The 26,604-nt window shown below is 63.7% G+C and carries 27 protein-coding genes; 9 read left to right on the top strand and 18 right to left on the bottom strand.

Features of this window, described 5'->3' with window-relative positions; all coding sequences use genetic code 11:
• Positions 1-5: 5 nt before the first annotated feature.
• Positions 6-269, bottom strand: a complete 264-nt coding sequence (locus R4P64_RS06655) for a WhiB family transcriptional regulator (protein ID WP_165826358.1) — start codon at positions 267-269, stop codon at positions 6-8.
• Positions 270-671: 402 nt separating this feature from the next.
• Here R4P64_RS06655 and cofD point away from each other — a divergent pair, with 402 nt between their 5' ends.
• The 3 genes from cofD to R4P64_RS06640 are packed head-to-tail and all read left to right on the top strand — an operon-like array spanning position 672 to position 3,586.
• On the top strand, positions 672-1,664 hold the full coding sequence (gene cofD, locus R4P64_RS06650; RefSeq protein ID WP_033231206.1) for a 2-phospho-L-lactate transferase: 993 nt from the start codon (positions 672-674) through the stop codon (positions 1,662-1,664).
• Positions 1,661-3,028, top strand: a complete 1,368-nt coding sequence (locus R4P64_RS06645) for a coenzyme F420-0:L-glutamate ligase (protein WP_317819909.1) — start codon at positions 1,661-1,663, stop codon at positions 3,026-3,028. The genes cofD and R4P64_RS06645 overlap by 4 nt, the downstream gene beginning before the upstream one ends.
• Positions 3,029-3,586 (top strand): NUDIX hydrolase, encoded by a 558-nt coding sequence (locus R4P64_RS06640; protein WP_317819907.1) that lies wholly within the window; start codon positions 3,029-3,031, stop codon positions 3,584-3,586.
• 4 nt (positions 3,587-3,590) lie between these two features.
• On the opposite strand, the gene R4P64_RS06635 is transcribed toward R4P64_RS06640, so the two are convergent.
• The 4 genes from R4P64_RS06635 to rfbD are packed head-to-tail and all read right to left on the bottom strand — an operon-like array spanning position 3,591 to position 7,285.
• Complete coding sequence (locus tag R4P64_RS06635) at positions 3,591-4,364, bottom strand: SGNH/GDSL hydrolase family protein (protein ID WP_317819905.1); 774 nt, start codon at positions 4,362-4,364, stop codon at positions 3,591-3,593.
• Between the two features lie 32 nt (positions 4,365-4,396).
• Positions 4,397-5,476: a sugar phosphate nucleotidyltransferase gene (locus R4P64_RS06630; RefSeq protein WP_033231210.1), complete on the bottom strand. Its 1,080-nt coding sequence runs from the start codon at positions 5,474-5,476 to the stop codon at positions 4,397-4,399.
• Positions 5,473-6,387, bottom strand: a complete 915-nt coding sequence (locus R4P64_RS06625; protein WP_045070597.1) for a glycosyltransferase family 2 protein — start codon at positions 6,385-6,387, stop codon at positions 5,473-5,475. Before R4P64_RS06625 ends, R4P64_RS06630 begins: the two co-directional genes overlap by 4 nt.
• A 43-nt stretch (positions 6,388-6,430) precedes the next feature.
• Complete coding sequence (gene rfbD / locus R4P64_RS06620; protein WP_317819903.1) at positions 6,431-7,285, bottom strand: dTDP-4-dehydrorhamnose reductase; 855 nt, start codon at positions 7,283-7,285, stop codon at positions 6,431-6,433.
• Positions 7,286-7,379: 94 nt separating this feature from the next.
• On the opposite strand from rfbD, the gene R4P64_RS06615 reads away from it, so the two are divergent.
• Positions 7,380-8,894, top strand: a complete 1,515-nt coding sequence (locus R4P64_RS06615; protein ID WP_045070602.1) for an LCP family protein — start codon at positions 7,380-7,382, stop codon at positions 8,892-8,894.
• A gap of 30 nt (positions 8,895-8,924) precedes the next feature.
• Positions 8,925-9,638, top strand: coding sequence for a TIGR03089 family protein (locus R4P64_RS06610; protein ID WP_172936054.1), 714 nt, complete (start codon positions 8,925-8,927; stop codon positions 9,636-9,638).
• A gap of 6 nt (positions 9,639-9,644) precedes the next feature.
• On the opposite strand, the gene R4P64_RS06605 is transcribed toward R4P64_RS06610, so the two are convergent.
• The 7 genes from R4P64_RS06605 to R4P64_RS06575 form a co-directional block, all read right to left on the bottom strand.
• Positions 9,645-12,092, bottom strand: a complete 2,448-nt coding sequence (locus R4P64_RS06605) for an ABC transporter permease (protein WP_317819902.1) — start codon at positions 12,090-12,092, stop codon at positions 9,645-9,647.
• The gene (locus R4P64_RS06600; protein WP_045070610.1) at positions 12,089-12,889 is read right to left on the bottom strand and encodes an ABC transporter ATP-binding protein; all 801 of its coding nucleotides are present in this window, start codon (positions 12,887-12,889) and stop codon (positions 12,089-12,091) included. The genes R4P64_RS06605 and R4P64_RS06600 overlap by 4 nt, the downstream gene beginning before the upstream one ends.
• A gap of 129 nt (positions 12,890-13,018) precedes the next feature.
• A complete protein-coding gene (locus R4P64_RS06595) occupies positions 13,019-13,711 on the bottom strand; it encodes a response regulator transcription factor (protein WP_317819899.1) in 693 nt (230 codons plus the stop codon).
• 10 nt (positions 13,712-13,721) lie between these two features.
• On the bottom strand, positions 13,722-14,903 hold the full coding sequence (locus R4P64_RS06590; RefSeq protein ID WP_233365404.1) for a sensor histidine kinase: 1,182 nt from the start codon (positions 14,901-14,903) through the stop codon (positions 13,722-13,724).
• A 20-nt stretch (positions 14,904-14,923) separates the two neighbouring features.
• Positions 14,924-15,307: a hypothetical protein gene (locus R4P64_RS06585; protein WP_045070612.1), complete on the bottom strand. Its 384-nt coding sequence runs from the start codon at positions 15,305-15,307 to the stop codon at positions 14,924-14,926.
• A gap of 24 nt (positions 15,308-15,331) precedes the next feature.
• Positions 15,332-15,850 carry a 5-(carboxyamino)imidazole ribonucleotide mutase gene (gene purE / locus R4P64_RS06580; RefSeq protein WP_045070614.1) on the bottom strand — a complete coding sequence of 173 codons (519 nt, stop codon included), beginning with the start codon at positions 15,848-15,850 and terminating at the stop codon, positions 15,332-15,334.
• Positions 15,834-17,102, bottom strand: a complete 1,269-nt coding sequence (locus R4P64_RS06575; RefSeq protein WP_033231217.1) for a 5-(carboxyamino)imidazole ribonucleotide synthase — start codon at positions 17,100-17,102, stop codon at positions 15,834-15,836. The genes purE and R4P64_RS06575 overlap by 17 nt, the downstream gene beginning before the upstream one ends.
• Positions 17,103-17,241: 139 nt before the next feature.
• Here R4P64_RS06575 and R4P64_RS06570 point away from each other — a divergent pair, with 139 nt between their 5' ends.
• Positions 17,242-17,775, top strand: a complete 534-nt coding sequence (locus tag R4P64_RS06570) for a GtrA family protein (RefSeq protein ID WP_092801217.1) — start codon at positions 17,242-17,244, stop codon at positions 17,773-17,775.
• Positions 17,776-17,802: 27 nt separating this feature from the next.
• Here the strand turns inward: R4P64_RS06570 and R4P64_RS06565 are convergent, their stop codons facing one another.
• The 5 genes from R4P64_RS06565 to R4P64_RS06545 form a co-directional block, all read right to left on the bottom strand.
• A complete protein-coding gene (locus R4P64_RS06565; protein WP_033231218.1) occupies positions 17,803-19,110 on the bottom strand; it encodes a sensor histidine kinase in 1,308 nt (435 codons plus the stop codon).
• A gap of 8 nt (positions 19,111-19,118) precedes the next feature.
• Complete coding sequence (locus R4P64_RS06560; RefSeq protein ID WP_033231510.1) at positions 19,119-19,799, bottom strand: response regulator transcription factor; 681 nt, start codon at positions 19,797-19,799, stop codon at positions 19,119-19,121.
• Between the two features lie 37 nt (positions 19,800-19,836).
• On the bottom strand, positions 19,837-20,391 hold the full coding sequence (locus R4P64_RS06555) for a PH domain-containing protein (RefSeq protein ID WP_092801220.1): 555 nt from the start codon (positions 20,389-20,391) through the stop codon (positions 19,837-19,839).
• A gap of 61 nt (positions 20,392-20,452) precedes the next feature.
• Positions 20,453-21,028, bottom strand: a complete 576-nt coding sequence (locus tag R4P64_RS06550) for an HdeD family acid-resistance protein (RefSeq protein WP_095886585.1) — start codon at positions 21,026-21,028, stop codon at positions 20,453-20,455.
• A gap of 52 nt (positions 21,029-21,080) precedes the next feature.
• Positions 21,081-21,935 (bottom strand): biotin--[acetyl-CoA-carboxylase] ligase, encoded by an 855-nt coding sequence (locus tag R4P64_RS06545; RefSeq protein WP_172936047.1) that lies wholly within the window; start codon positions 21,933-21,935, stop codon positions 21,081-21,083.
• Positions 21,936-22,051: 116 nt separating this feature from the next.
• Between R4P64_RS06545 and R4P64_RS06540 the strand changes: the two genes are divergently transcribed.
• The 3 genes from R4P64_RS06540 to R4P64_RS06530 are packed head-to-tail and all read left to right on the top strand — an operon-like array spanning position 22,052 to position 24,706.
• Entirely contained in the window at positions 22,052-23,692 is a 1,641-nt protein-coding gene (locus tag R4P64_RS06540) for an acyl-CoA carboxylase subunit beta (protein ID WP_033231222.1), read from the top strand.
• A complete protein-coding gene (locus R4P64_RS06535) occupies positions 23,689-24,027 on the top strand; it encodes an acyl-CoA carboxylase epsilon subunit (protein ID WP_317819897.1) in 339 nt (112 codons plus the stop codon). Before R4P64_RS06540 ends, R4P64_RS06535 begins: the two co-directional genes overlap by 4 nt.
• A 37-nt stretch (positions 24,028-24,064) precedes the next feature.
• Positions 24,065-24,706, top strand: a complete 642-nt coding sequence (locus tag R4P64_RS06530) for a Maf family protein (protein ID WP_092801229.1) — start codon at positions 24,065-24,067, stop codon at positions 24,704-24,706.
• Here R4P64_RS06530 and R4P64_RS06525 read toward each other — a convergent pair.
• Positions 24,691-26,385: a DHA2 family efflux MFS transporter permease subunit gene (locus tag R4P64_RS06525; RefSeq protein WP_317819896.1), complete on the bottom strand. Its 1,695-nt coding sequence runs from the start codon at positions 26,383-26,385 to the stop codon at positions 24,691-24,693. The two genes, R4P64_RS06530 and R4P64_RS06525, sit on opposite strands and share 16 nt — an antisense overlap.
• Between the last annotated feature and the right edge of the window lie 219 nt (positions 26,386-26,604).

Here is a 26,604-nt window from a genome sequence, read left to right as displayed (position 1 = left end):
GCAGATCAGATGATCCCCCGCTTGAGACGTCGACGCTCGCGCTCCGACAACCCTCCCCAGATTCCGAACCGTTCGTCGTTGGCGAGTGCATAATCGAGGCACTCGTCACGAACCTCACAGCCGAGGCAAATTCGCTTGGCTTCCCGAGTAGATCCACCCTTTTCAGGGAAGAACGCCTCAGGATCGGTCTGCGCACAGAGTGCGCGTTCCTGCCATTGATCCTCGATGGTGTCGAACAGTTCCTCGAAGCCGGTCACCAGACTCAGCACAGGCCGAGCAGTCACCGCCTCGATTTCACTGCAGGCACCTTCTGCTGCGCCTGCTTGGGAATCGGTCTGCGGTTCGTAGCTCACTGTCATTGCCAGAGCACTGATCTCGACATTTTCATTGGGCATCGTTCCGCCTCCTCACCTGTAATAGCGCAGAATTTCACTCCGTATTTCAACCCATTTCAACCCCACCCCGTTGACCACTCGAAACTACGTTCGAATGTGGTCCCGCTGCAGGCAAACTCGCCGACATCGGTGGAATGACACATTTGAGATTACACACGTCCAGCGTGTCGCGGTCAAGCTAATGAACAGGAATCCATTAGTATTCCGGCCCGAGTTTTGCATCTGACACACCGCCCAGCGGACACGGCAAGCCGAGCACCGCCTAGTCTTTGTCAAGTGAACGTGACTGTATTGGTTGGCGGCGTCGGCGGAGCTCGTTTCCTCCAAGGAGTGCAACACGCACTCGGCATCTCCGGTGGTGAAACGCTCGAGAAATATCAAGGCCCACACCGGATCACAGCCGTGGTCAACGTCGGCGACGACGTCTGGATGCACGGGCTGCGCATCTGCCCCGACCTCGATACCTGCATGTACACCCTCGGCGGCGGCATCGACACCGAGCGCGGATGGGGCCACAAGGGCGAGAGTTGGAACGCAAAAGAAGAGCTCGCCGCGTACGGCGCAAAGCCGGACTGGTTCGGGCTCGGCGACCGCGATATCGCCACCCATCTGATCCGCAGCCAGATGCTCAGAACGGGCTATCCGCTCTCCGCAGTTACCGAAGCGTTGTGCAATCGTTGGAATCCCGGCGTTGACCTCATCCCCGTCAGCGACGACCGCAGCGAAACGCACGTCGTGATCACCGACCCGGAGGACGGCGAGCAGAAAGCGATCCATTTCCAGGAGTGGTGGGTACGTCACCGCGCACACGTCCCGACCCACAGCTTTGCTCACGTCGGTGCCGAACAGGCGAAGCCGGCCCCGGGAGTGCTCGAGGCGATCGAGAACGCGGACGTCGTCCTGATCGCTCCGTCCAACCCGGTTGTCAGTGTCGGCGCGATTCTGGCGGTGCCCGGCATTCGTGGCGCACTGCGCACCACCGCAGCCAAAGTGATCGGACTCTCCCCCGTGATCGGCGGAAAACCGTTGCGCGGAATGGCCGACGAGTGCCTCGACGTCATCGGCGTCGAGACGACATCCGAAGCAATCGGTCGCCATTACGGCGCCCGGTCGATCAACGGCATCCTCGACGGCTGGCTGATCGACGAAGGTGACACCGCCGACGTCGACGGTGTGGATGTGCGCGCCGTCCCACTGATCATGTCCTCGCCCGCGGCCACCGCCGAGATGGTGGCCACCGCATTCGATATCGCCGGAGTGTCGCTGTGACAACAAACACGACCGATCAGGCTCCCGGCGATCACTCGCCCGGCGCAGCCATCGAAGTGATTCCCGTTCACGGTCTTCCGGAGTTCCGTCCGGGGGACGATTTGGCTGCTGCCCTCATCGAGGCAACACCGTGGATCCGCGACGGCGACGTCCTTGTCGTGACGAGCAAAGTGTTCTCGAAGGTCGAAGGCCGCATCGTCTCGTCCCCGACCGACCCCGACGAGCGCGATGCCGCGCGGCGTGTACTCGTCGATCAGGAAGCCGTACGCGTCGTAGCGCGTAAGGGCCGAACCCTCATCACGGAGAACAAGCTCGGAATCGTTCAGGCCGCATCCGGCATCGACGGCTCCAACGTCGACGGCGGCGAGTTGGCTTTGCTTCCCGTCGATCCCGACGCGAGTGCCGCCGCGCTGCGCGCTCGGTTCCTCGATGCCGCCGGTAAGTCCGTCGCCGTCGTGGTGACGGACACCATGGGCCGCGCGTGGCGCAACGGGCAGACCGACGCCGCGATCGGCGCCGCCGGAATCCCGGTGTTGCACGGTTACCTCGGAGCGCAGGACAGCCAGGGTAACGATCTGATCGTGACCGAGATCGCCGTTGCCGACGAAATCGCGGCTGCCGGCGATCTGGTCAAGGGCAAGCTCGGCGGAGTACCGGTTGCCGTCGTACGCGGCTTGCGATTCCAGGACAACGGTTCCACAGCGCAGGATCTCATCCGTCGCGGTGCCGACGATCTGTTCTGGCTCGGCACGGCCGAAGCCACGGCGATGGGCCGCGGCCAGTCGTTGCTTCTGCGCCGTTCGATTCGCGCGTTCAGCGAGGAACCTGTTGACGCCGGCGCGATTCGGTTGTCCATCGCCGAGGCGTTGACCGCGCCGGCGCCACACCACACCCGACCCGTTCGCTTTGTCTGGTTGCGCACCAACACTATTCGCAAGCAACTGTTGGAAGCACTGCGCGAGAAGTGGCTCACCGATCTGCGCGCCGACGGACGCACCGAGGAATCAGCGCAGGCCCGCGTCGCGCGTGGCAACATCCTGTTCGACGCCCCTGAAGTTGTCATCCCGTTCTGCGTCCCCGACGGCGCGCACAGCTACCCGGACGAGCGCCGCAGCGCTGCGGAGTCCACGATGTTCACCGTGGCGGCGGGAGCGGCGGTGCAGGGCTTGCTGGTTGCGCTCGCGACCCGTGAGATCGGGAGCTGCTGGATCGGTTCGACGATCTTTGCCGCCGACACGGTGCGCGAACATCTGGGCGTGCCCGCCGATTGGCAACCGCTCGGCGCCATCGCTGTCGGTCACCCCCTCGAACCGCTCACTCCCCGTACGGCTCCCGCAGCCGGCGACGCATTGGTGGAGATGTAGGTGAGCGCAGAGACTCTGCACAGGTCCGCCAAAGGTGTTCTGGAACAATGGCCTACGCCGTCAGCGCACGACGAGTCCCTCCGTCACACCATGTTGGCTTTTCTCGACTCCGCACCAGACGGATGCCTTCGCCGTCATGCGCCGGGGCACATCACCGCGTCGTCGCTCGTTGTCGACGAAAGCCTGAATCACGTCCTGCTCACTCTGCATCCGCGTGTCGGGAAGTGGATTCAGCTCGGCGGACACTGCGAACCGACTGATGACACTGTGATCGATTCCGCCTTGCGGGAAGCTCGCGAGGAATCGGGAATTCACGATCTGCGCATCGACCCCGCACTTCTTTCCGCACACACGCACCCCATCACGTGTTCACTCGGCGTCCCGACCCGGCACCTCGACCTGAGGTTTCTTGTTGTGGCACCGGACAACTCACCGATCGTGCGCAGCGAGGAGTCGACGGACCTGCAGTGGTGGCCCGTCGATTCCCTCCCAGCCAATGCCGAACACGAGAGCGTCAACCACATGGTCTCGCTGGCGAGACTGCGCCTTCAGGCCTGAACCTTCAGGCTTGAAAAGCGGGCACCAACTCGGGCCGCTTGGCGCTGACTCCGTCACCCGAGGAGACGCCCTTGACGCGCCGAGCCAGCCACGGCACCAGGAACTCTCGAGTCCATTGACGGTCTTCGCGCCTGGCCTCGATCTTCGACTGCGCCGGCACGGGACCGAGATCCGGCGCGGTGAGGGTGTGGCCCACACCGATGGCGTCGAGCACGTGAGCGGCCATGTTCTGATGCCCGGCAGGTGACATGTGCAGGCGGTCGAAGTCCCACATCCGCAGATCCTGATATTCGGCGAACCGCCAGAAGTCGACGATGGTCGCGCCGTGTCGATCGGCGACTTCGCGCACCAATTCGTTGTAAATGGCCATCCGGCCACGGAGTTTGCCGAAGAACGCCGACCATCCGGTGTCGTAGGCGGTGAACATCACTACGCGAGCACCGGATTCGGTGAGCGCGGCAATCGCGGTGTCGTAGCGAGCGACTACGGCATCGAGGTCCAGCTTCGGGCGCATCATGTCGTTGCCGCCGGCGTAGATCGTCACGAGGTCCGGCTTCAGCGCCAGCGCGGGCCCCAGCTGCTCGTCGACGATCGGACCGAGCAGTCGACCACGAATCGCCAGATTGGCGTATCGGAAATCCGGGTTGCCGATTGCCACCTGCTCCGCGACGCGTTCGGACCAACCTCGTAGTCCGTTGGGGAATCTGTCGTCTGTGTCGCCGACGCCCTCGGTGAACGAATCACCGAGGGCGACGTAGCGGCTCGGAAATGAAGTCATCCGGCCATTATTCCAGTTGCGAAGCTCAACAATCACACATCTGTGCTGAAACGCACGCCGCCGTCGGGCAGCGTCACACCGGGCCACACCCGAGCGCCGCGGAGCAATTCGCAGCGAGCGCCGATATCGGCACCGTCGCCGATCACCGCGTCGCGGACGAGTGCGCGGGGTCCCACCCGAACACCGAATCCGAGGATCGATCGCTCGACAACTGCCCCGGCTTCCACCACGGCGCCGTCGAACAGAATTGCGCCGTCGAGGCGGGCGCCTGCGCCCACTTCTGCGCCGCGTCCGACAACCGTGCCGCCGATCAGTACAGCTCCGGGAGCCACACCGGCACCGGGATGCACCAGGGACTCGCCGCGCGGGCCCTCGAGTGCCGGTGACGGCGCGATACCGCGAACCAGGTCGGCTGAACCGCGCACGAAGTCCTCCGGAGTGCCCATGTCACGCCAGTACGACGTGTCGACGTGACCGAAGACGCGCTTGCCCTCCGCCAGCAGGTTCGGGAACACCTCGCGCTCGACCGACACCGGGCGACCCTCGGGGATCTGCTCGATGATCTCGCGCTTGAAGACGTAGCAGCCGGCGTTGATCTGATCGGTCGGCGGATCCTGGGTCTTCTCCAGGAACGCGGACACCCGACCGTCTTCGTCGGTGGGTACACAGCCGAACGCTCGCGGATCGCCGACTCGGACGAGGTGCAGCGTGACGTCCGCATCCGTTTTCGTGTGTGTGTCGAGGATCGCGTTCAGATCGGTGCCGCCGAGTACGTCGCCGTTGAACACCATGATGTTGTCGCCGCGAAGTTTCGGAAGAACGTTGCGGATACCACCGCCGGTGCCGAGCGGTTCGTTCTCGAACACGTAGTCGATCTCGAGGCCCATCTTCGATCCGTCACCGAAGTAGTCCTCGAACACCTCTGCCTTGAACGACGTACCGAGTACGACGTGCTTGATGCCCGCAGCTTCGATCCGCGCGAGCAAGTGCGTCAGGAACGGCAGACCGGCCGTCGGCAACATCGGCTTGGGAGCCGACAAGGTCAGCGGACGCAGGCGAGTGCCCTTGCCGCCTACCAGGATTACCGCGTCGGTCGGAGTAGGTTCGGTCATCGTTGTTGTCCCCTGGGATTCGAAACTGAAGTGTCATCGGTCTGGTGATCTGTGCGAGCGCGCACTGCGGATGCGACGGCAATCTTGGAACGAAGCGCCAGGCCGCCGCGCAGTGCCAGACGCAGCGGGGCCTGCCACCAATGTGGATGGCGATCGGCTTGGAAACGGTATGCACTGCGGTGGTGTGCCGGCAGCATCAACTCCGGATGACGCCCTGCCGCATGCCCTTTCGCGTGAGTTACCTCCGCAGAGGGCACAAACACGTTGAGCCAACCCGCTTTTCCGAGGCGATCACCGAAATCGACGTCCTCCATGTACATGAAGTAACGGGAATCGAACCCGGAGATGGCGTCGAAGGCATCGCGGCGAACGAGCAGGCACGAACCGGACAACCAGCCGACCGCGCGCTCGGTGAGCGCCTCGTTCTCCTGGCGGTAGCGAGTCGTCCACGGATTCTTCGGCCACACCGTGCCCAGAATTGCGTGTCCCGCACCGGAAGTGATGTCGGGAACCGATCGCGCCGACGGATACACGCTGCCGTCGGGTTCGAGGACCTTGGGCCCCAGCGCACCGGCCCTTGGCCACCGATTTGCCGCAGCCACCAATTTGTCGAGTGAACCGGGGCTCCATTGGACGTCCGGATTGGAAATCACGATGAATTCGACAGCCGGATCGATCTCAGCGACAGCCCGATTTATCGCGCCTCCGTACCCGATATTTCCACCGGTACGGAGCAGACGAACGTGTTCGTACTTGCTGTCGGCGGCCTCGGGAGTTCCGTCGGTCGACCCATTGTCGGCCATGATGACCTGGGGCTTTTCTGTCGTCGCCTCGGCGAGTGTGCTCAAAAAGTTCTCGAGATGCTCGCCGGGCGAGTACGTCACCGTTACCACGGCCAGCTTGGGACTCACGCCGGTCAGCCTAGCCGCCCGGAGCGCTCCATCTGAACTTTGCTCACGCGATTGCGGCGTGAAGCGCCTCACGCCACGGGCGCAACGGGCTCAGGCCCGCGGCCGCCCACGCGTCACCGGACAACACCGAGTACGCGGGGCGCGGCGCCGGGCGGACAAATGCGGCGCTGGTGCACGGGCGAACCCGATTCGGATCGGCACCGATCTCCTCGAACACCGCGCGCGCCAGATCGAACCAACTGGCCTGCCCGTCGTTGGTCGCGTGCAGTGTCGAAGTGCCCGTGAACGGACGTGACGCCAGTTCCAACAGACCGGCCGCCAGATCGACGCTGTACGTGGGCGAACCGATCTGATCGTCGACGACGTCGATAAAGTCCCGTTCACCTTCGAGGCGGCGCATCGTGCCGACAAAATCACCGGTCTCACCCGAGTAGACCCAGGCGGTGCGAACGATCACGGAATCAGCGCCGGACTTGCGCACGGCTTCCTCGCCCGCAAGCTTCGTGCGGCCGTAGACCGTCGACGGCCCTGTCGGCGAATCGACCTCGTACGGGCTGTGAGCGTCACCAGGAAAGACGTAGTCGGTGGAGACGTGGATCAATCGGGCACCCGCCCGCGCGCAGGCCGATGCCAGGTTGCTCGGCCCGGTCTCGTTCACTGCCGTGGCCGCCGCCTCATCCGACTCCGCTGCATCCACTGCCGTGTACGCGGCGCAGTTGATCACCACCGTCTCGGGTGAGAGAACATCGGACGTCAGCGCTTTGTCGACCGCACCACGATCGGTGATGTCCAACTGTGCTGAACCCAGAGCGACAACGCTTCGACCCGCCGAGAGCGCAAGCGATTCGATACGACTTCCAAGCTGGCCGCGCGCCCCTGTGAGCAGGATATTAGTCATACCCGTCAGTTTGGCACGCCGTCGCCAGGTACCCGACCTGACGTGAGTAGACCAGTAACCTGGATGGGTGTCACACCAGCAACCACAACGCCGCGTGCGTCCGCAGCCTGCGCCTAGTCGAGCAAAGACCAGCCCAGGCCGGATCGCCGTCGCCGTCGTGTCGGTCCTGGTGTTACTGGTTACCGGCTTTGCCTGGCGCGGAGTGGACTCACTGCGCAATTCCCTGGCCACCGCCAGCGGACTCGGCTTGGGCGGCGGCAAGGACGGCGCCATCGACATCCTCATGGTGGGAACCGACAGCCGAACGGATGCGCACGGAAATCCCCTGAGCCAAAGCGAGCTGGATTCGCTACGGGCCGGTGAGGAAGTTGCGTCCAACACCGACACGATCATCTTGATCCGCGTTCCCAACGACGGCAGTTCCGCCACCGCGATCTCCATTCCCCGCGACGCGTACGTCAATGTTCCCGGCATCGGCATGTCGAAGATCAACGGAGCCTTCGGAGCAACCAAGGAGACCGAGCGTCTGCGGCTGGTCAACAACGGAGCAAGCGAATCGGAGTCGGACCGCAAATCCACTGAAGCGGGCCGCGAAGCACTCATCGAATCCGTCGCGAACCTGACCGGAATCACCGTCGACCACTACGCCGAGGTCGGCCTGCTCGGATTCGTTCTGCTCACCAATGCTGTGGGTGGCGTCGACGTATGCCTCAACGCGGCCGTGAACGAGCCTCTCTCCGGCGCCAATTTTCCGGCCGGCCAACAGACTCTCGACGGATCGAACGCCCTCAGCTTCGTCCGGCAACGTCACGATCTTCCCCGCGGCGACCTCGACCGCATCGTGCGTCAGCAAGTGTTCATGGCTTCCCTTGTCAGCCAGGTCCTCAGCGCAAAAACACTCAGCGATCCCGGCAAACTCAGTTCGTTGACCAACGCCGTGTCACGCTCGGTGGTGATCGACGACGACTGGGACATCATCGAATTCGCGAAGCAACTGCAAAATTTGGCGGGCGGCAAGGTTCAGTTCGAAACCATCCCGGTGCTCGACATCAACGGTATGACCGACTACGGCGAGTCGATCGTCAAGGTCGATCCGAAAGAGGTGAAGAAGTACATCGCTAACCTCGTCGGCGCAGAGGTCGAGGAAGAAGAAACCACCTCGGCGGCGCCTACCGTCGATGCGTCGAAATTTACCGTCGACGTAGCTAACGCCAGCGATATCGGCGGACTCGCGAGCGGAGTCTCCGAAGCACTGAGCGCACTCGGCTACCGGGAAGGCGAAGTCGGAAACAACACCGGTGCAGACGTATCCGAGTCAACGGTCTTTGCGAAGTCCAAGGACGACGACGCAGCCCTTGCCGTCGCCGACGCATTGGGCGGCTTGACCGTAAAAGCGGATTCGTCGTTGCCCTCGAACACCGTTCGGGTTGTTCTCGCCTCGGACTACTCCGGTCCCACGTCCGCCGATTCCGTGTCACCAACGGATTCCGGCTCGACTTCAGCTTCCGGGACACCGGACTCGGCGAGCACAACCGAGACCAGTCCGACTCCCGCTCCCGCCGGACCGCCGATCGACGCCGCATCCAGCGGACCCCGCTGTGTGAATTAATACAATTAATACTCTGCGTAAACTGAGCGGATGCCTTCATCTGCCGACAATCTGACCGACGCACTCCTCGGACCGATCCTCGCGGCCGACCCTGCCGGACCACGGGTCACGTACTACGACGATGCGAGCGGCGAGCGCATCGAGTTGTCGGCAAGCACCCTGATGAATTGGGCTGCCAAGACCGCAAACATGGTGCGCGACGAGTTTGCTCTCGAGCCGGGAGCAAAAGTTGCGGTGCTGCTGCCGGCCCACTGGCAGAGCGTTGCCGTCCTACTCGGTGTGTGGTGGGCCGGGTGCGAGGTTGTCCTCTCCCCCGAGTCCGACGCCGAACTTGCTTTCGTGACGGCGGATCGACTCGATGACGTCGCCGACGTCCCTGAGGTCGCGGCGCTGTCCCTCGACGCATTCGGCAAGGGCCTGAGCGATCTGCCGATCGGGGTTGCCGACTACGCGACGTCCATCCGAGTGCATGGCGATCAGTTCCGCGCCGCGGGCGCCGGAGCGGCCCTGGAAGGCCGATCGGTTGCGGAAACCGTGCGCGCGGCAACGGAATCCGCCGCCGCCCGCGAACTCGCGTCGTCGGATCGTGTGATGTCCAGCGCGTCGTGGGATTCGGCTGAAGAACTGATCGGCGGACTGCTGTCGGTGCTGGCCGCCGGCGCGTCGCTCGTGCAGGTAGCCCACCCGGACGCGGATGCTACCGCGCGCCGAGTGGGCACCGAGAAGGTCACGAAGCAGTTCTGACCGCACTCAACTCGACAGTGCGCTGACGGGTGAGACCATCCCGGCTCTGCGGGCAGGCAGGAGTGAGGCGATCACTCCGGCCACGCCGCCGATCAAGGTGATGGCCACCAACTGCGCCCAGGGCACGGCGCCGAGCGACACGTCGCCAAGTCCGAAAACAGACGCCGTTCCCGCGACTCCGAACACCAGACCGAAGACAACGCCGATCACCGATGCGACTCCAGCGACCAACAGCGCTTCCCAGATCAGCATCGCTCGAATTCCCTTCCTGGTCAGTCCGAGTGCGCGCAGCAGTCCGGATTCGCGGCGCCGCTCGAGAACGGAGAGCGCCAGGGTGTTCCCGACGCCGATCAGCGCGATCAGGATGGCAACCGACAGCAGGCCCGCAACCACCATCAGCATGGTGTCGAGGATCGAATCGATCGCCGAACGCATCTCTGTCATACCTTGAACGTCGCTACCCGGCGCGATCTGCCGCGCGATTTCGGTGATGCGGTCGGTGACGGCGAGCGCCTCTTCGTCGGTGGAGGCGCCCAGTCTGACCCAGTAACCGTCGATGGTCGGGGTGGACGCCGCCGCTAGGTCTGCTCGATCCACCAGTGCGGGTTGCCCTTTCACACCCTCGATCACACTCACGGTGAATGGTCCACGATCTCCGCGCACGGTGACGGTATCACCGGCACCAAGTCCGTAGTCGGTCAGGTCGGCTGGCGATAGCACGAGTTGGCCGGGAGCCGGAACTGAAATATCGGTACGCAGAACGTCTTTCACCTGCGCCGCGTCCACCCCGTACCCCTGCAGAGACCCGTGCCCGTCGAGCATCAGATCTGCATTTACCAGGCCGCTGACGGCACGGACTCCTGCTATCGCGCCGATGTCGGTACCCAGAGCCTCCGGCAGTGACGCGGATCCGGAACTGCTCACCATGACATCGACCGGAAACTGGTTGTCCATCGCCACCGGCGCAGCGTCTTTCACCGTGGCGATACCCACCGCCATGGTGCTCGTCAACGCCACTCCGATCAGCAAAGCCAGTGCTGTCGCAGAGGTCCGACGCGGATTCCGGCCGGCGTTGCCCGCTGCGAGTTCGCCCACCGAGCCGATCATCCGCCCGAGGACGCCGCCGGCCGCTGTGATCAACGCAGGCACGATCCGACCTGCCAGGGCCGCGATGCCGACAAACGAGAGCAAGCCGCCGACTGTTGCCACCATCACCTGCTGTCCGATCACGCCCATTACTGTCGCCGCGATGCCGCCGAGTAGTGCAACGATGCCGAAGGCAACCCGAATCACCGAGGCTGCCACGTGTTCGGGCTTCGACTCCATCGGTACCAGGGCAGCCAAGGGCGACAACCGGGTTGCCGCACGGCCGGGTGCCGACGCTGCAACCATCGTCATCACGATGCCGACCACCAGTCCGACCAACAGGGTCACCGGTGTGACGGTCAGAGTCGACAGCGGTACCGGTACTTCCGCAGCAGTGGCCACCGCACCGATCGTGGCCGCCAATCCGATGCCCAGTCCCACTCCGAGGATCGATGCGATCACACCAACTGCGGCAGCCTCGGTCCGAATGCTGCGACGAACCTGTGTGGCGGTCGCACCAACACACCGCAGCAACGCGAGTTCCTGCGTTCGGGCCGCCAGCAGGACCGCAAACGTGTTGGCGATGACCAGTGCCGCAACCACTACCGCAACCGCGCCAAAGGCCAGCAGCACAGTGCTGAGAATGTCCGTGCCGCCGAGGTACTCGGCTGCCGCGGCGTCGGTGGCGGATTCCGCACTGACAACGGTCGAGCCTGCCGGCAGCGCGTGCGCCACCCGCTCCACAAGTTGGTCAGGCGTCACCGAACCGTCACCGACGATGCGGAACTCACGGGTGGCGGAGTCCCCCGCCCACGTCGCCGCCTGCTCCGGTGTGGCAAACACTTTGGTGCCGCCGAGTCGTTGCGCCGACCCACTCAGATCGACAAACCCGACAACCCGAGCACTCGGATCTGCAGCGCTCTCCCCCGAATTCGCCGCAGTCACGATGATCTCGGCCCCGAGGGAAATCCCTGAATCAGCGCTCACGAGAACCTGTCCCGGCGAGGTCGGCCACTCTCCTTGGGCGAGACTCTGCCAACGCAGCTGCGGGCTGCCGGAAACCGACAGCACATCGCCGTAAGACACGCCTTGCTCCGCGGAATCGACCCGGACGTATCCCGCGACGTCCTCGGCCACTGCCGACACACCCGGCACGCTCCGCAAGGCCCCGAGGTCCACATCCGGACCTGACGCAACCGCATCCGTCGTATTATATTGCGCAGCAAGCGATGTCCGCACGCTGGCGGTCACCGTCGAACTCAACGTCAACGTCGCGACGATGTACCCGACGGCGATCACCACGGCAAGGATCGACGCGACGTACCGGCCCGCATGTGCCCGGGCCTGAGCAAAAGCCAGTGCCCTCATCGGTAGACACCGATCGGTTGCGGGGCGTTGCTCGAGCCGGCGTTACCCAGATCGTCTGCCCCGAGTCCGCGCATCGCGGCCATCACCGAATCAACGGTGGGGCCGGAGATCTCGCCGGCCGTACGACCGTCCGCAATCAGCACCACTCGGTCGGCGTACGACGCCGCAACCGGATCATGAGTGACCATGACCACGGTCTGACCACTCTCCCGGACAGCGGTGCGGAGCAAACCGAGAACCTCTGTACCGGAACGTGAATCCAGATTACCGGTGGGCTCGTCGGCAAAAATTACGTCCGGTTGTGGCAACAATGCGCGTGCCACCGCAACGCGCTGCTGCTGCCCGCCGGACAGCTCGTGCGGAAGGTGGTCGAGTCGCTGGGACAGTCCGAGGGTTTTGACGACTTGGTCCATCCACGCCGGTTCGGGTTCACTGCCGGCCAACTTCATCGGAAGCACCATATTTGCGCGGGCCGTCAGCACCGGCAGCAAGTTGAAGGCCTGAAATACGAAACCGATTCGCTCGCGGCGCAATTCGGTGAGCTCGGTGTCGCCGAGCTTGGTGATCTCCGTGTCTCCGAGGTAGACCTGCCCACCTGTCACCGTGTCGAGACCGGCCAGGCAATGCATGAGCGTCGATTTTCCGGAGCCGGACGGACCCATGATCGCCGTGAACATTCCGCGGCCGAAATCCACGTCGATGCCGCCCAATGCGTGGACAGCGGTGTCGCCGGTGCCGTAGACCTTGGTGACACCGCGCGCCGTGATTGCAGGCGCGCTGTTCCTATGCTGATTCATGTCTACGACGCTATGGGAGCACCGGGGGCTGGCGCGTCGGAGCGCGGACCGATTTCGGGCTCGCCGGTATCCTCCCACAGGAGGACACCGGATCAGTCTTCAGCAGTACGAAGCCCTGCAGTACCAAATTTACGTATCAGCACTCAACAGGTCAGCACGGCGCACCAGTCCGATCTGGAACGCGAAGACAACTGCCTGCACCCGATCGCGGGATTTGGTTTTCGAAAGAACCCGTCCCACATGAGTTTTCACGGTCGTTTCGGAAACCTGGAACTTGGCGGCAATTTCCGAGTTCGACAGCCCGTACGCCATGGCCTCGAGAACTTCGATCTCCCGGGGTGTGAGATCGCCGGGTAACGCCGCCTCGGGGGCTGAGCCTTCGAGGAGTGGCCCGACATGCTGGAGCAGACGCCGCGTTGCCCGCGCCTCGATGACGGCGTCGCCGCGGTGCACCGTGCGAATGGCGTCGAGCAACTGCTCCGGCGGCACGTCCTTGAGCAGGAATCCGCTGGCACCTGCCCTGATGGCCGACATCACGTACTCGTCGTTGTCGAATGTGGTGAGCACCACAACCTTTGGGGCATCCGCCGTAGTCAGCAACCGCCGCGTCGCTTCGATCCCGTCCATGTTCGGCATCTGGACGTCCATGAGCACGACATCCACCCGACGAGTTGCCAGCTGGTTCAGGCCCTGCTGCCCGTCGGACGCCTCGACCACCACTTCGAGGTCGGGTTGTGAGTCGATCACCATCCGGAAACCCGCTCGAACCAATTGCTGATCGTCGACAAGAGCCACTGCAATCGGAGTCACCGGGTTGTCCATGGATGACACCCTAGGTCCTCTCGTACGGCAACACCGCATGCACGGCGTATCCGCCGCCTGCCTGGGGGCCGGCGGTAATCGTCCCGCCGTGCAGCCGCGCGCGTTCCGACATCCCGATCAAGCCTTGTCCACCGGGTGAGGATTCGACAAGCGCAGCACTACCACCGCGTCCGTCGTCGGCGATGCGAAGTACGAGTTCGGTATCGGTCCAGGTGATCTCGACGCCCGCGTGGGCACCGGGTCCGGCGTGCTTGAGTACGTTGGTCAGCGATTCCTGCACGATGCGATACGCGGTCAGACCGGCACCGGCCGACAACTCGCGTGGTTCTCCCGTCACGGACGCGGTGACATCAAGTCCACTGCGGCGCAGGTCCCCCAGCAGAGCGTCGATATCGCCGGCGCCGGGAATCACCGCAAAATCTCGCGGGCGATCTTCGCGGAGCACCGAGAGAAGCGCACGCATGTCGGTCAATGCCGCCCGCCCCGTCGACGCGATGGTTTCCAACGCCTGAACCGCTGCCTGCGGATCCTTGGCCGCGCTGTACCGACCGCCGTCCGCCTGGGCAATCACCACGGTGAGCGAGTGGGCAACGATGTCGTGCATCTCACGGGCGATCCGCGAACGCTCACTGATAGTGGCGATCTCGGCTTCCTGCGCTCGCTCGAGTTCGAGCAGTCGCGCGCGTTCGGTCAGACCTTCGAGTTGTTTGGTTCGCACGCGCCGCAAGTCTCCGAATGCCCAGACCGCAAGCATGAAGATCATCAGGCCCACCGCTTGAAACACTTGCGCGGAGAACGAAATGCCGTCGTAGCCGAAGTATCGGAACTCCGCCGCGATCGACCCGAGTAAGGCGATCCCCAGTCCGGTGAAACTACTCCACCGCGCGCCGTATGCAGCGAGGGCGTACAGCGAGATGGGAACGGCTATCGCGCAGCCGAGCAGAGTGTTTCCGATGACAAGAACGTGCAGTACCGCGAAGCCGGCCGTCAGCATGCCGGACAACTCGGGGCGGGACCGTCGCCACGCCAACGGGACGCTCATGCCGAGCGAGACGATCACAGCCCAGACTCCGGCTGTGGCGGCGGTGACCAGGCTCAGCAAGGCGACCGCGCAAGCCAGGGTGATGTCGATGCCGCGCGCGTGTTCCGTAGTCCAGCGCACAAATCGTTCACTAGTCGGAAAACGGGCCATGCCGCCCACAGTAGCGCTACTCAGACGCGGTAACCGCCGTCTGCCAACCCGGCTTCGATCTCGAACTTGTTTCGCACGCCCGGGTGGCGCAGTTCCTCGCGCAGGTACTTCGGCCCGAATGCCAGTCCGTGCCTGGCCCATTGGTCGGCATGAATCGCCTCGTGACGCAGCACTGCCCGAGTAATGTTCCGGCGGGTCAGATACACACCACCGAGAGTTGTTCCGCCGCGGGCAAATCCGCGCCGCATCCCGGAGGCGACAAAAATTCCGAACTCGTCGTCGAAGGTGATGCGCGCGCCCAGCACTCGGGCATAGAGCACCGCCACCTGCGTCACGAACGCGGCCTGCGCGCTGCCCCGACTAGCTCGGATCAGGGTCAGCGGCAGGCCGCGTCGTTCACGCATGAAAAATCTCAGCTACGCAGCTTCTCAGCCCAGCAGCTTTTCGCGCAGCGCCTTGTCCTTCTCGAGCACCATGGTCTCGAGGCTTTCCTGGAATGCCACCATGGCCGCCTGCAGCGCGGGATCCGAGGCACCGAGGATGCGGGCGGCGAGCAGACCGGCGTTTCGGGCTCCACCGATCGACACTGTCGCGACCGGAACGCCGGCAGGCATCTGGACGATGGACAGCAACGAGTCCATACCGTCGAGGTACTTGAGCGGAACCGGTACACCGATGACCGGCAACGGCGTTGCCGAGGCGACCATCCCGGGCAGGTGCGCCGCTCCGCCTGCGCCGGCGATGATGACCTTGATGCCGCGGCCGGCAGCGTCCTTCGCGTAGTCGAGCATGCGCTGAGGTGTGCGGTGCGCCGAGACCACACCGACCTCGAAGCGAATTCCGAACTCTGCGAGCGCTTCGGCTGCGGCTTCCATCGTCGGCCAATCGGAGTCGCTGCCCATGATCAGGCCGACCTGTGCGCTCATGCTCTCACTCACCGTGTACATCCCATCCGTCGGTCCATACTGCATACGAAAGCCAGTGCGCTGCCCGCTCAGCCCGTTCCCGAACTGCGGCAACGTAATTCGGGTCGTCGATCGAGCCTGCCCCGCCCACGATGTTGACGTGGCCGATCTTGCGGTCCTTGCGCTCACCCTTGCCGTACAGGTGAATCTTGGCGTCGGGCATCCGGGCGAAGAGGTGGTGGACACGCTCGTCCATGCTCATCTCGGGAGCTTCGGGAGCACCGAGAACATTGGCCATCACCGTGACCGGAGCAATCGGCGACGTATCGCCGAGCGGGTAGTCGAGAACGGCGCGCAAGTGTTGCTCGAACTGCGACGTCCGGGCACCGTCCATGGTCCAGTGACCCGAGTTGTGCGGGCGCATCGCCAATTCGTTGACTACAAGACGGCCGTCGGTCGTCTCGAACAGTTCCATGGCCATCGCACCGACAACCCCGAGCTCCGACGCGATCCGCAACGCAAGCTGTTCCGCTTCTGCTGCAACGGCGCCGGGCAGATCAGGAGCCGGCGCGATGACAACGGCACACTGGCCGTGTCGCTGCACGGTCTCCACGACAGGCCACGACGCACCCTGACCGAACGGTGACCGCGCCACCATCGCCGACAGTTCCCGGCGCATCGACACCATTTCCTCGACGATCAGCGGAACACCCTTGTCCAACTGCTCGGTGACTATCGCCTCGGCTTCGTCGGAGTCGTCGGTGATCCACACACCACGGCCGTCGTATCCACCGCGCGTTGCCTTGATGACAACCGGCCAGCCGTGCTCGGCGCCGAAACGTACGACGTCCTCGGCCCACGTCACCTCGGCGTACGCGGGCACCGGTGCGCCCAGTTCTGCCAATTTACGACGCATCAGCAGTTTGTCCTGAGCGAAGATCAGTGCCTGCGGCGGCGGCTGCACGTTGACACCCTCGGCCACCAGCACCTCGAGATGTTCGGTCGGAACCTGCTCGTGATCGAATGTGAGCGCAGTGGATCCGACGGCGGCGCGGCGCAGCGCGTCCAAGTCGTCGTGGCTGCCGAGAACAACATCGGGGCTGACCTGTGCGGCCGGCTCACCGGCCGTTCCGGACAGCACCCGGAGCGTCTGGCCGAGGGCAACGGCTGCCTGGTGAGTCATGCGCGCGAGCTGTCCACCACCGATCATGGTGACGACAGGCATGGCCTTGTTCGCCGGTCGCGCGGTGGTCGGGCGGGGGGAGGACTGAACTGCGTCGTTATTGCCGGTCACGGCTATCTATGTTGTCATGCGCCGGATGTAGACATGCGCCGGGGCGGGCGCTTCGTAGCGCCGACCCTGTCTGTGATTCTGCTGATGATTTCCGAACAAAACCATGACGGCGCGGTTTTCTTTCGTAAACTCATCTGTTGTGTCATTTGTCGACGGGGTAATCGCCCGCATACCCCAGCCGTTCCGAGACATTGCCCTGCGCCACAGCGAGCTGATCAAGTTCGCGATCGTCGGTGGAACCACCTTCCTGATCGACTCGGGCATCTTCTACACACTCAAGCTCTCGATCCTCGAATCCAAGCCGATCACCGCCAAGATCATCGCCGGCGTTATCGCGGTGATCGCGTCGTACATCCTCAATCGTGAGTGGTCGTTCAAGAATCGTGGCGGACGCGAACCTGCCCACGAGGCAGCGCTGTTCTTCTTCATCAGCGCGATCGGCGTGGTGATCAGCTTCATTCCGCTGTACATCTCGAGTTACGTCTTCAACCTGCGCGTTCCCGAAGTCAGCTTGACGACGGAGAATATCGCCGACTTCATCAGCGCCTATATCATCGGCAATCTCCTGCAAATGGTGTTCCGCTTCTGGTCCTTCCGTAAATTCGTGTTCCCGGAAGAGAATGCCGAGATCGTCAGCGATGACCGCACCGAAGAAGAGCTCGACCAAGCCTGACGCCGTCAGCGATATTCGCGCTTCACGTCACCGCGGTTCGCGCAGCGTGCCGACGTCGACCGGCTTTTCGGACGCCACCGGCAGGAACACCGCAAACAGTGCCGGCGTTCGACGCTGTAGCTCGAGCCGACCGCCGTCCGCTTCGATCAATGCCCGCGCGAGCGCCAACCCGACGCCGGTCGACCCGGCCCCGGAGAAGCCTCGATCGAAGATGTGCGGAGCGAGGTTGTTGTCGACCCCGCCGCCTTCGTCGGTCACCTCGATACAGACCATCGCTTCGCGCTTGGGAGCTCCGTCGATCAATCGAACGGATACCGTGCAGGTTCCGTCGCCGTGGGCAAAAGCATTGTCCACCAGAACGGACACGGCTTCGCGCAGGCGAGAGCCTGTTGTCGACGCTGTCACGCCGCGGTCGCCGGTCAAGCGGAGCGCTCGTCCGGCATCCTCGAACTGCGGCCGCCAATCCCCGCAGACGCCTTCGAGTTCGCTGACCACGGAGACTGTTGTGGCTGCGGAACCGCTGCTGCGCGAGGACCGCACCAACTCGTCGATTCCCTCCGTCAGCCGATCCACCTGGGCCATGGCTTCTTCAGCTTCGTGAACGACATCAGGGTCGCTGTGCACCGACAACTCGTCCAGACGCAGCCGCACCGCGGTGAGTCGGCTACGCAATTGGTGCGAGACGTCCGCGACCAGTGCTCGCTCACGCTGCAGTCGGCCGGCAATCTCGACAGTCGCCGCATCCAGAACATCGGACACTCGGTCGAGTTCGGGAATGTCGTGGCGTCGTGGGTCCGGCCGGAAATCACCTTCTGCCAACCGCGCCGCCCGTTCGGCGACGTCCTGCAGGGGCCCGGCCAGTCGACGTGCCGTGACCACCGCGACGACGGCTCCGGTGGTGATCGCGACAAGGACCAAAACTCCGACCGCCCCAACTGCCTGCTTCTGCTGCGTGCGCAATCTCTCCGACGGCACTTCGAGGCGCAGTGACCCGGACGATCCCATCGCCAACGACTCGACCAGCGGATTTTTCACTACCGCTTCTCCGATGTCGACGCGAGCGGCCCCGTCCGACGGGGTCGGGTACACGACAACAAGTCGAGCGTCGTTCGGGGTGAGCAATCGGAGTGCGTCGGTATTGAGGGCTCCGTCGACAACGCCGAGAGAACCTTCCTGGGCGATCACCTCGGTGGCCATGCGATCGAGTCGCACCCGCAAATCGTTGCGGCTCACGTCTTCGACCCACAACCAAGCCGTGTAGATGAGCGGAACACCCAGCAACAACGCGGTGAGGATGACGACCCCGAGAATCGACTGGAGAATGCGCCGACGCATCGAGCGAACTAGTCCGTGTTGATGCGGAAGCCGACGCCGCGCACAGTGGCAATTCGACGTTCGACCGCAGGGCCCTCGTCGCCGATCTTCCGGCGTAGCCAGGACATGTGCATGTCCAACGTCTTCGAGCCGCGCAACTCGACGTCCCCCCAGACCTCACGCAGGATCGCGTCGCGGGAGACGACTTCACCAGCGTGTTCGAGGAGCACCCGCAGAAGTTCGTATTCCTTGTTCGCCAAGGCGATCTCGGATCCGTTGACGAGGACACGCCGCGCCGCCGGCTCGAGTCGGATACCGCCGACCTCGACGATGCTGTCCTCACGACTGCCGTGTCGACGCAGGAGCGCACGCACCCGGGCCATCAGTTCGGCCAACCGGAAGGGCTTGCCCACGTAATCGTCGGCGCCGGCGTCGAGACCGACGACAAAATCGACCTCGTCGGTACGGGCGGTCAGCATCAGCACGGCCAGAGTCGTCCGATGAGCGCGAATCTGTCGGCACACCTCGAGCCCGTCCATACCGGGCAGCCCCAAATCGAGGATCAGCAGATCGAAGTCACCTTCGAGCGCCTGCTGCAGTGCGGCGGGACCGGTCTGTTCCACTGTGACCGTGTACCCCTCCCGCCCCAATGCTCGGGCAAGTGGTGCGGCAATGGCCTCGTCGTCTTCGGCTAGCAATACGGCAGTCACAGGGACAGCGTACGGACAGCGAGCCTTTGCGCGGTGATTACCAAGCGTTTCCGTCATCTTCGCCCTGATCCTCGGGGCGGTTTCGCTCGTGCTGTTGCTGCGTGGAATCGAAAACCTGGTGATAGAGCAGCGAATGCACGTGCTCCACGTCCGGGATGTCGTCGAATTCGAGCGGATCGTCACTGGCCGACGCGATCACGAGCGTGCCGGTCTTGAGAAGCCGGTCGACCGGGCCGTGCCGGAACTGGACGTTGCTGATCCGGCCCATCGGGATGTCAATTCCGGTGTGGGTCAACACACCTTGCCTAATCAGGACCCGTCGATCGGTGACGATGAAATGCGTGAACTTCCAGACGGTGAACGGCGCCACCGATCGCCAGGCGACAACGCCGAGCCACGCGACGCCGATCACGATCGACAGCACGGTACGCGCTGTCCCGTCGACCTGCTTCTGTGTCACGCCGAGCAAAAACCCTGCCACGGCCGTCGCCAGGACAAACGTGAGCGCTGGAACCACCAGCATCTTCCAGTGTGGATGCCGATGCAGGATCAGTTCCTCGTCCTGGGCGAGCGCATCTTCCGGATATCCCATGACGGGAAGTGTGCCATCTACCTCGGACAGATCAGGGCTGGGCGAGCTTGCGCAGCCCTAATCAGTTCTGGGCGAGCTTGCGCAAGACGAACGGCGTGATGACGATGACGATGCCGTACAGCACCATCCAGACACCGACGACGATCCGGAAGACCTCGAGGGACAACTCAGGCTGCAGCAGCACAACCGCGCCGGCCACGATGCTGATGACACCGAGCACGATCGACAGGCCACGATCCGCAGTGCCACCGGACGCCGCGGCGATGATGTCGAGTACACCGCGGAACACCCACCAGGCACCGATCACCAGGGCGATCAGCACCACGGTCTGCAGCGGGCTGCGCAGGACGAGGAATCCGAGGAGCACTGCAAGCGCGCCCGAGATCGCGACGAGCGTGCGAGTGCCGCCGCTCGCGGTGACGTCGGCGAAGGAACGGATGATCTGCACGATGCCGAACGCGAACAGCTGGATGGCGATCACTACCGCGACGACAAACAGTGTGGCGTCCGGCCATACGAGAACCGCAATACCGAGGCCGAGCGTCAGGAGGCCGAGGAGCACAGTCATGCCGGTCAGAACGCGCCGGGCGCTTTCTGCCATTTCTGATTCGGTCGGAAGCACGATCGGTGTGGTCATGACCGAAAAATAGCACCCGAGCGGTCAAAAACGGACACGACTCGCTGTTTTTCTAGTCCGTGATCGGCGCCGCCCGCAGATGCGTGATGTCACCGGCGGCAACGGCAAACGTCTCGCCACCACTTCCCTCGATCTCGATGACCACGCGACCGGAGGTGTCGATGTCCGTCGCCGTGCCGAAAACTTCCTTGTCCCCCGGCAAGACAGCACGTACCCGTTTGCCGAGAGTTCCGCAGCGCTCGCGATATTCGGCTGCCAGCGCCCCGGTATCCCACCCGGAGTTCTCCCAGCCGCGGAACTGCCTCGCCAGTTCCCGTGCCAGTGCCCGCACCAACGTGTCCCGGTCAACGGTTTCCGCGTTTTCGAGAAGGAGCGACGTGGCCGTCGGCACCGGCAGTTCCTCGGCGCCCAGACTCACGTTCAATCCGATTCCCACGACCACCGCGGGTTCCGGGGTGGTCCGCGCGACCTCGGCGAGAATGCCGGCCACTTTCTTGTCACCGATCAGAACGTCGTTGGGCCACTTCAGTTCTGCGGGCACCTCGGCCACCGTGCGCAATGCGTCGACGACGGCGATACCGGTGAGCAGCGGCAGCCAACCCATGTCGGCGAGGTTCAGTCCGGGCATCCCCAGCAGAACCGACATCGATATCTGCGCCTGCGCGGGACTAACCCACGTGCGCGCGTGTCGCCCGCGCGCGCTTTCCTGATGTTCGGCGATCAGCACATGACGATCGGCGCCCGGATCCGACGCGCGTGCCAAGAGGTCCGCGTTGGTCGACCCGGTGCTCTCGACGACGTCGAGCCGGTTCCAGAACGCACGTGCATCGCTACCGCTGTCGCTGCGCACGAGTGCGCGTCGCAGCGACGCTTGATCGAGGGGTGGTCGGTTCAGATCAGTCCACATAGTCCCAGCCTAAGGCGACGAGCAAAATGTACTGGTCAGTAGCTTAGGCGGACGAAACCGCAACAATCGGACCTGCCTTCGAACCGGCCCGAGTACGCTCGTTAAGCTCACGACTCATGACCACTGTCCAAGAGCCCAACGCGCCGGAGGCGGCGACCGCACCCGATATCCATACGACCGCGGGAAAGCTCGCGGATCTGCGGATCCGGCAAGCGCAGGCGCAAGCACCGAGTGGCGAAGCCGCCATCGACAAAGTGCATGCCAAAGGCAAGCTGACCGCCCGTGAGCGCATCACCGCCCTTCTCGACGAGGGTTCGTTCGTCGAACTCGACGCCCTGGCCCGTCACCGCTCGGTGAACTTCGGCCTGGCCGAGAACCGTCCCGTCGGCGACGGCGTCGTCACCGGTTACGGCACCATCGACGGCCGCGACGTCTGCGTCTTCAGCCAGGACGCCACCGTCTTCGGTGGATCGCTCGGCGAAATCTACGGCGAGAAGATCGTCAAGGTCATGGACCTCGCGATCCGTACCGGCCGCCCGCTGGTCGGCATCAACGAAGGCGCAGGAGCCCGCATCCAGGAAGGCGTCGTCTCGCTCGGCCTGTACGGCGAGATCTTCCACCGCAACGTTCAGGCGTCCGGTGTCATCCCACAGATCTCCCTGATCATGGGCCCCGCCGCCGGTGGCCACGTGTACTCCCCCGCGCTGACGGACTTCGTCGTGATGGTCGACGAGACCTCGCAGATGTTCGTCACCGGCCCCGACGTCATCAAGACCGTCACCGGCGAAGACGTCACCATGGAAGACCTGGGCGGCGCACGCACCCACATGGTCAAGTCCGGTGTCGCGCACTACGTCGCATCCGGCGAGCAGGATGCCCTCGACTACGTCAAGGACCTGCTGAGCTACCTGCCGTCCAACAACCAGGCAGCAGCACCGCGCGGCGAGATCACCGATCCGATCGTCGGTTCCATCGAGGAGAGCCTCACCGCCGAGGACATCGAACTCGACACCCTCATCCCGGATTCGGCGAACCAGCCGTACGACATGCACGAGGTCATCCGCCGCATCCTCGACGACGACGAGTTCCTCGAGGTCCAGGCCGAGCGTGCGATGAACATCATCGTCGGCTTCGGCCGCGTCGACGGCCGCAGCGTCGGTATCGTCGCCAACCAGCCGATGCAGTTCGCCGGTTGCCTCGACATCGACGCGTCCGAGAAGGCCGCGCGCTTCGTCCGCACCTGCGACGCGTTCAACGTCCCGATCATCACCCTCGTCGACGTTCCCGGCTTCCTCCCGGGTACCGAGCAGGAATACAACGGCATCATCCGCCGCGGCGCGAAGCTCCTCTACGCGTACGGCGAAGCAACGGTCGGCAAGATCACCGTCATCACCCGCAAGGCATACGGCGGAGCGTACGACGTCATGGGCTCCAAGCACATGGGCGCCGACCTCAACCTGGCCTGGCCGACTGCACAGATCGCCGTCATGGGCGCATCGGGAGCCGTCGGATTCGTCTACCGCAAGCAGCTTCTCGAAGCCGCGAAGAACGGTGACGACGTCGACGCATTGCGCTTGAAGCTGCAGAACGAGTACGAGGACACCCTCGTCAACCCGTACGTAGCGGCCGAGCGTGGATACGTCGACGCTGTGATCCCGCCGTCGCACACCCGCGGTCAGATCGTTGCCGCTCTGCGTCTGCTCGAGCGCAAGTCCGTTTCCCTTCCGCCCAAGAAGCATGGGAACATTCCCCTATGAGCACAGTTACCGAGGACATCACGACGGAAGAGGTCACAGTTGTGGCGACTTCGTCCGTCAACGGTGCCGATGTCGACGGCGCCGTCGCTGACACCGCGGTGACCGAAAAAGCCGAGACCCCGGTTTCGGATGCGTCGGTCATCAAGATCGTCAAGGGTTCGCCTACCGACGTCGAGATTGCCGCGCTGGTCAGCGTCCTTGCCGCTGCATCGGGTGGTTCGGCTCCGGCCGAGTCGCTCCCGACGGAAACATGGGGAGATCCGACGCAGTTCCATCGCACGCGTGCGCCGTTCTCGCCGTACTCGTATCTGAACCCGTTCGGACGGCGTACCTGAACCCGTTCGGGTAGCGCACCTGATCTAGCCTGCTTGTGTGACTCAACTAGTTCTGGCTTCGGCATCCCCGGCACGCCTCGCAGTTTTGCGGGCGGCCGGGGTTTTGCCTGTTGTACGTGTTTCCGGTGTCGACGAAGACAAGATCGCGGGTGAACTCGGACCGGGTGCGGCCCCGCAGAAGGTGGTCACGGTGCTGGCCGAGGCAAAGGCCGCGGAGATCGTTCCCGGCCTGGCGGCAGACGGTTTGACCGATGTTGTTGTCGTCGGCTGTGATTCGATGCTTCTGATCGATGGTGAACTGCACGGAAAGCCGGGCAGTGTCGAAGTTGCGCGGCGTCGGTGGGCCGCAATGGCCGGCCGTAGTGCCACTCTGCTCACCGGTCATTGTGTGATGCGGGTGATCGAAGGCCACATAGTGCGCGTCGCGTCCGATCACAGCGCCACGGTGGTGCATTTCGCGAATCCGTCCACCGAAGATCTCGAGGCCTACCTCGCCACGGGCGAACCTCTGCAGGTCGCCGGTGCTTTCACGCTGGACAGCCTTGGTGGATGGTTCGTCGAGAAGATCGAGGGCGACCCGTCGAGTGTGATCGGTATCGGATTACCTTTGGTGCGAACCCTTTTGGAGCGCGTAGGTGTCTCCGTCTCCGATCTGTGGCGCACTCAGAGCGTCTTCTGATCTTCCATCACCAGAATATTGACCTTCGGCAGCCCCAGCGATGCAAGTGCAATTGCCAGCGCGATGACGGAAATGATCGTCAGCACGCTGCGCTGGGCCTGCAGGAAGGCTTCTCCCGCCGCTGATCTGGTGGACGCATACGCTGCCGTGACGGCCACCTGAGCGGGGCCACTCGCTGCGACTGCGGAACCTTTCGAACTGCATTCCGGCGCCACCGTCATCGGCGAGCCGGATTCGAGTTGGCTTGTCGCACAATCGACAAAGGTCTTCTCGGCAATGTCGCGGATACCTTCGTTCAGGCCGGCAGCCTCGAGCGTCGCGACGTAGTTCTCGCGCTCCCCTTGCACCGCGGCGGGCGCATTGCCGGCGACGAGCGAAAAGAACACGACTCCGATCAGCGCCAGCCCGATCGAGCTCCCCACCTGTTGCACGGTGGGCAGCAGGCCAGACACCGAACCTGCGTGTTGTGGCCGCACCGAAGCAAGAATGGCCGTCTGCAACGGCGCGACGAACAGACCGAGTCCGGCGCCGCCGATCAGCAGCGGCCCGGCCAGGGAAAGCCAGGACGGATCGGTCCCCACCTTTTCGAGAATCGTCGAGAGCGTCAGCAGTGATCCGGCAAAAACCACCATTCCCACAATGAGTACGCGGTTGCCGAGCAGCCGGTAGACCGCCGACGAGAGCACCGCCGCCACCCCCATTCCCACTGCCCATGGCAACGTCATGACGCCGGCACGAAGTGGGGAGAACCCGAACCCGAACTGCAGCGTCAGGCTGATCGTGAAGATCAACGACGTCAAAGTGCCGAAGAACACGAAGGCCAGGGCTGCGCCGACGGCAAATGCTCGGTCTCGAAAGAGTTCGAGGCGCAGAACGGGATCGCCGCCGTGTTTTCCCAATCGATATTCGTAGAGGACAAACGCCACTGCGATCGGAACCGACGCCGCGATCATCACGACGAGCGGGGTGGGCCACCCGCGGGCGCGACCCTCGGCCAGGGGGAAGATGAGCAAGAAGAGCGCGACGGACGACAGCAGCGCGCCCACCAGATCGAGCGAACGAACAGAATCCGCCTTGGCGTCGGCAAGATGGAAGTAGCCCACGATCAGTGCGGCGATGCCGATCGGGATATTGACGAAGAAAATCAGCCGCCAACCCCAGTCGAAGAGATTCCATTCGATCAGCAGTCCGCCGATCAGCGGGCCACTGACCGTCGCCAGACCGATGGTTGCTCCGTAGATCCCGAACACCCGTGGATGACGGGATTTCGGAAACAATCCCGAGATGATCGCAAACGTCTGCGCAGACATCGAGCCTGCCGCAAGACCCTGCAAACCACGACAGACGATGAGCATCGTGGCACTCTGCGCCAGTCCACAGAGCAGTGACGCGACCACGAACACCGACAATGCGGTCAGGAACACCGCACGACGCCCCCACAGGTCGCCCAGACGCGCTGCCGTGATGAGCGAACAGGCAAATGCCAGGACGTACACACTCACCATCAGCAGCTGCGCGGAGACACCGGCGCCCAGATCGACGGCGATGCTGGGCAATGCCACGTTCACGATCGTTGCATCGAGCAACTGCATGAATGCCGCGGCGAGGCTGGTCGCGAGGCCGAGCCACGGCGTCAGTGACGACGGGGTGGACGACCGCTCACGGGTAGTGGGAAGCACCCGGCCACACTAGACGAGGTTGTTGCCACCCTGTCCATATGACGGCATTCTGGATACGTCACTATGGAGATGACCACAATGTCCGGTAGGTGTGGTTGTAATCATTATCGGTTTAGAACAGGGAAGAACAGACAATCCGTTCTCCCGAATGCGATAGTTCATCGTCTGTCCAGTTCCAGGACGGACCTTCTCTTACGACATGCGCAGGAGCCCTACTCG

Source organism: Rhodococcus sp. IEGM 1366 (genome assembly GCF_033142425.1).
Lineage (GTDB): Bacteria > Actinomycetota > Actinomycetes > Mycobacteriales > Mycobacteriaceae > Rhodococcus_F > Rhodococcus_F globerula.
The sequence above is the reverse complement of the archived record's forward strand: the minus strand, read 5'-3'. Positions and strand labels throughout refer to the sequence as shown.

Excerpts from the sequence above, each read along its gene's own strand:
- R4P64_RS06635 (WP_317819905.1), bottom strand. The coding sequence starts at position 4,364 with ATGACTTCATTTCCGAGCCGCTACGTCGCCCTCGGTGATTCGTTCACC.
- R4P64_RS06630 (WP_033231210.1), bottom strand. The coding sequence starts at position 5,476 with ATGACCGAACCTACTCCGACCGACGCGGTAATCCTGGTAGGCGGCAAG.
- rfbD (WP_317819903.1), bottom strand. The coding sequence starts at position 7,285 with ATGACTAATATCCTGCTCACAGGGGCGCGCGGCCAGCTTGGAAGTCGT.
- R4P64_RS06610 (WP_172936054.1), top strand. The coding sequence starts at position 8,925 with ATGCCTTCATCTGCCGACAATCTGACCGACGCACTCCTCGGACCGATC.
- R4P64_RS06605 (WP_317819902.1), bottom strand. The coding sequence starts at position 12,092 with ATGAGGGCACTGGCTTTTGCTCAGGCCCGGGCACATGCGGGCCGGTAC.
- R4P64_RS06600 (WP_045070610.1), bottom strand. The coding sequence starts at position 12,889 with ATGAATCAGCATAGGAACAGCGCGCCTGCAATCACGGCGCGCGGTGTC.
- R4P64_RS06595 (WP_317819899.1), bottom strand. The coding sequence starts at position 13,711 with ATGGACAACCCGGTGACTCCGATTGCAGTGGCTCTTGTCGACGATCAG.
- R4P64_RS06590 (WP_233365404.1), bottom strand. The coding sequence starts at position 14,903 with ATGGCCCGTTTTCCGACTAGTGAACGATTTGTGCGCTGGACTACGGAA.
- R4P64_RS06585 (WP_045070612.1), bottom strand. The coding sequence starts at position 15,307 with ATGCGTGAACGACGCGGCCTGCCGCTGACCCTGATCCGAGCTAGTCGG.
- purE (WP_045070614.1), bottom strand. The coding sequence starts at position 15,850 with ATGTACACGGTGAGTGAGAGCATGAGCGCACAGGTCGGCCTGATCATG.
- R4P64_RS06565 (WP_033231218.1), bottom strand. The coding sequence starts at position 19,110 with ATGCGTCGGCGCATTCTCCAGTCGATTCTCGGGGTCGTCATCCTCACC.
- R4P64_RS06555 (WP_092801220.1), bottom strand. The coding sequence starts at position 20,391 with ATGGGATATCCGGAAGATGCGCTCGCCCAGGACGAGGAACTGATCCTG.
- R4P64_RS06550 (WP_095886585.1), bottom strand. The coding sequence starts at position 21,028 with ATGACCACACCGATCGTGCTTCCGACCGAATCAGAAATGGCAGAAAGC.
- R4P64_RS06545 (WP_172936047.1), bottom strand. The coding sequence starts at position 21,935 with ATGTGGACTGATCTGAACCGACCACCCCTCGATCAAGCGTCGCTGCGA.
- R4P64_RS06540 (WP_033231222.1), top strand. The coding sequence starts at position 22,052 with ATGACCACTGTCCAAGAGCCCAACGCGCCGGAGGCGGCGACCGCACCC.
- R4P64_RS06535 (WP_317819897.1), top strand. The coding sequence starts at position 23,689 with ATGAGCACAGTTACCGAGGACATCACGACGGAAGAGGTCACAGTTGTG.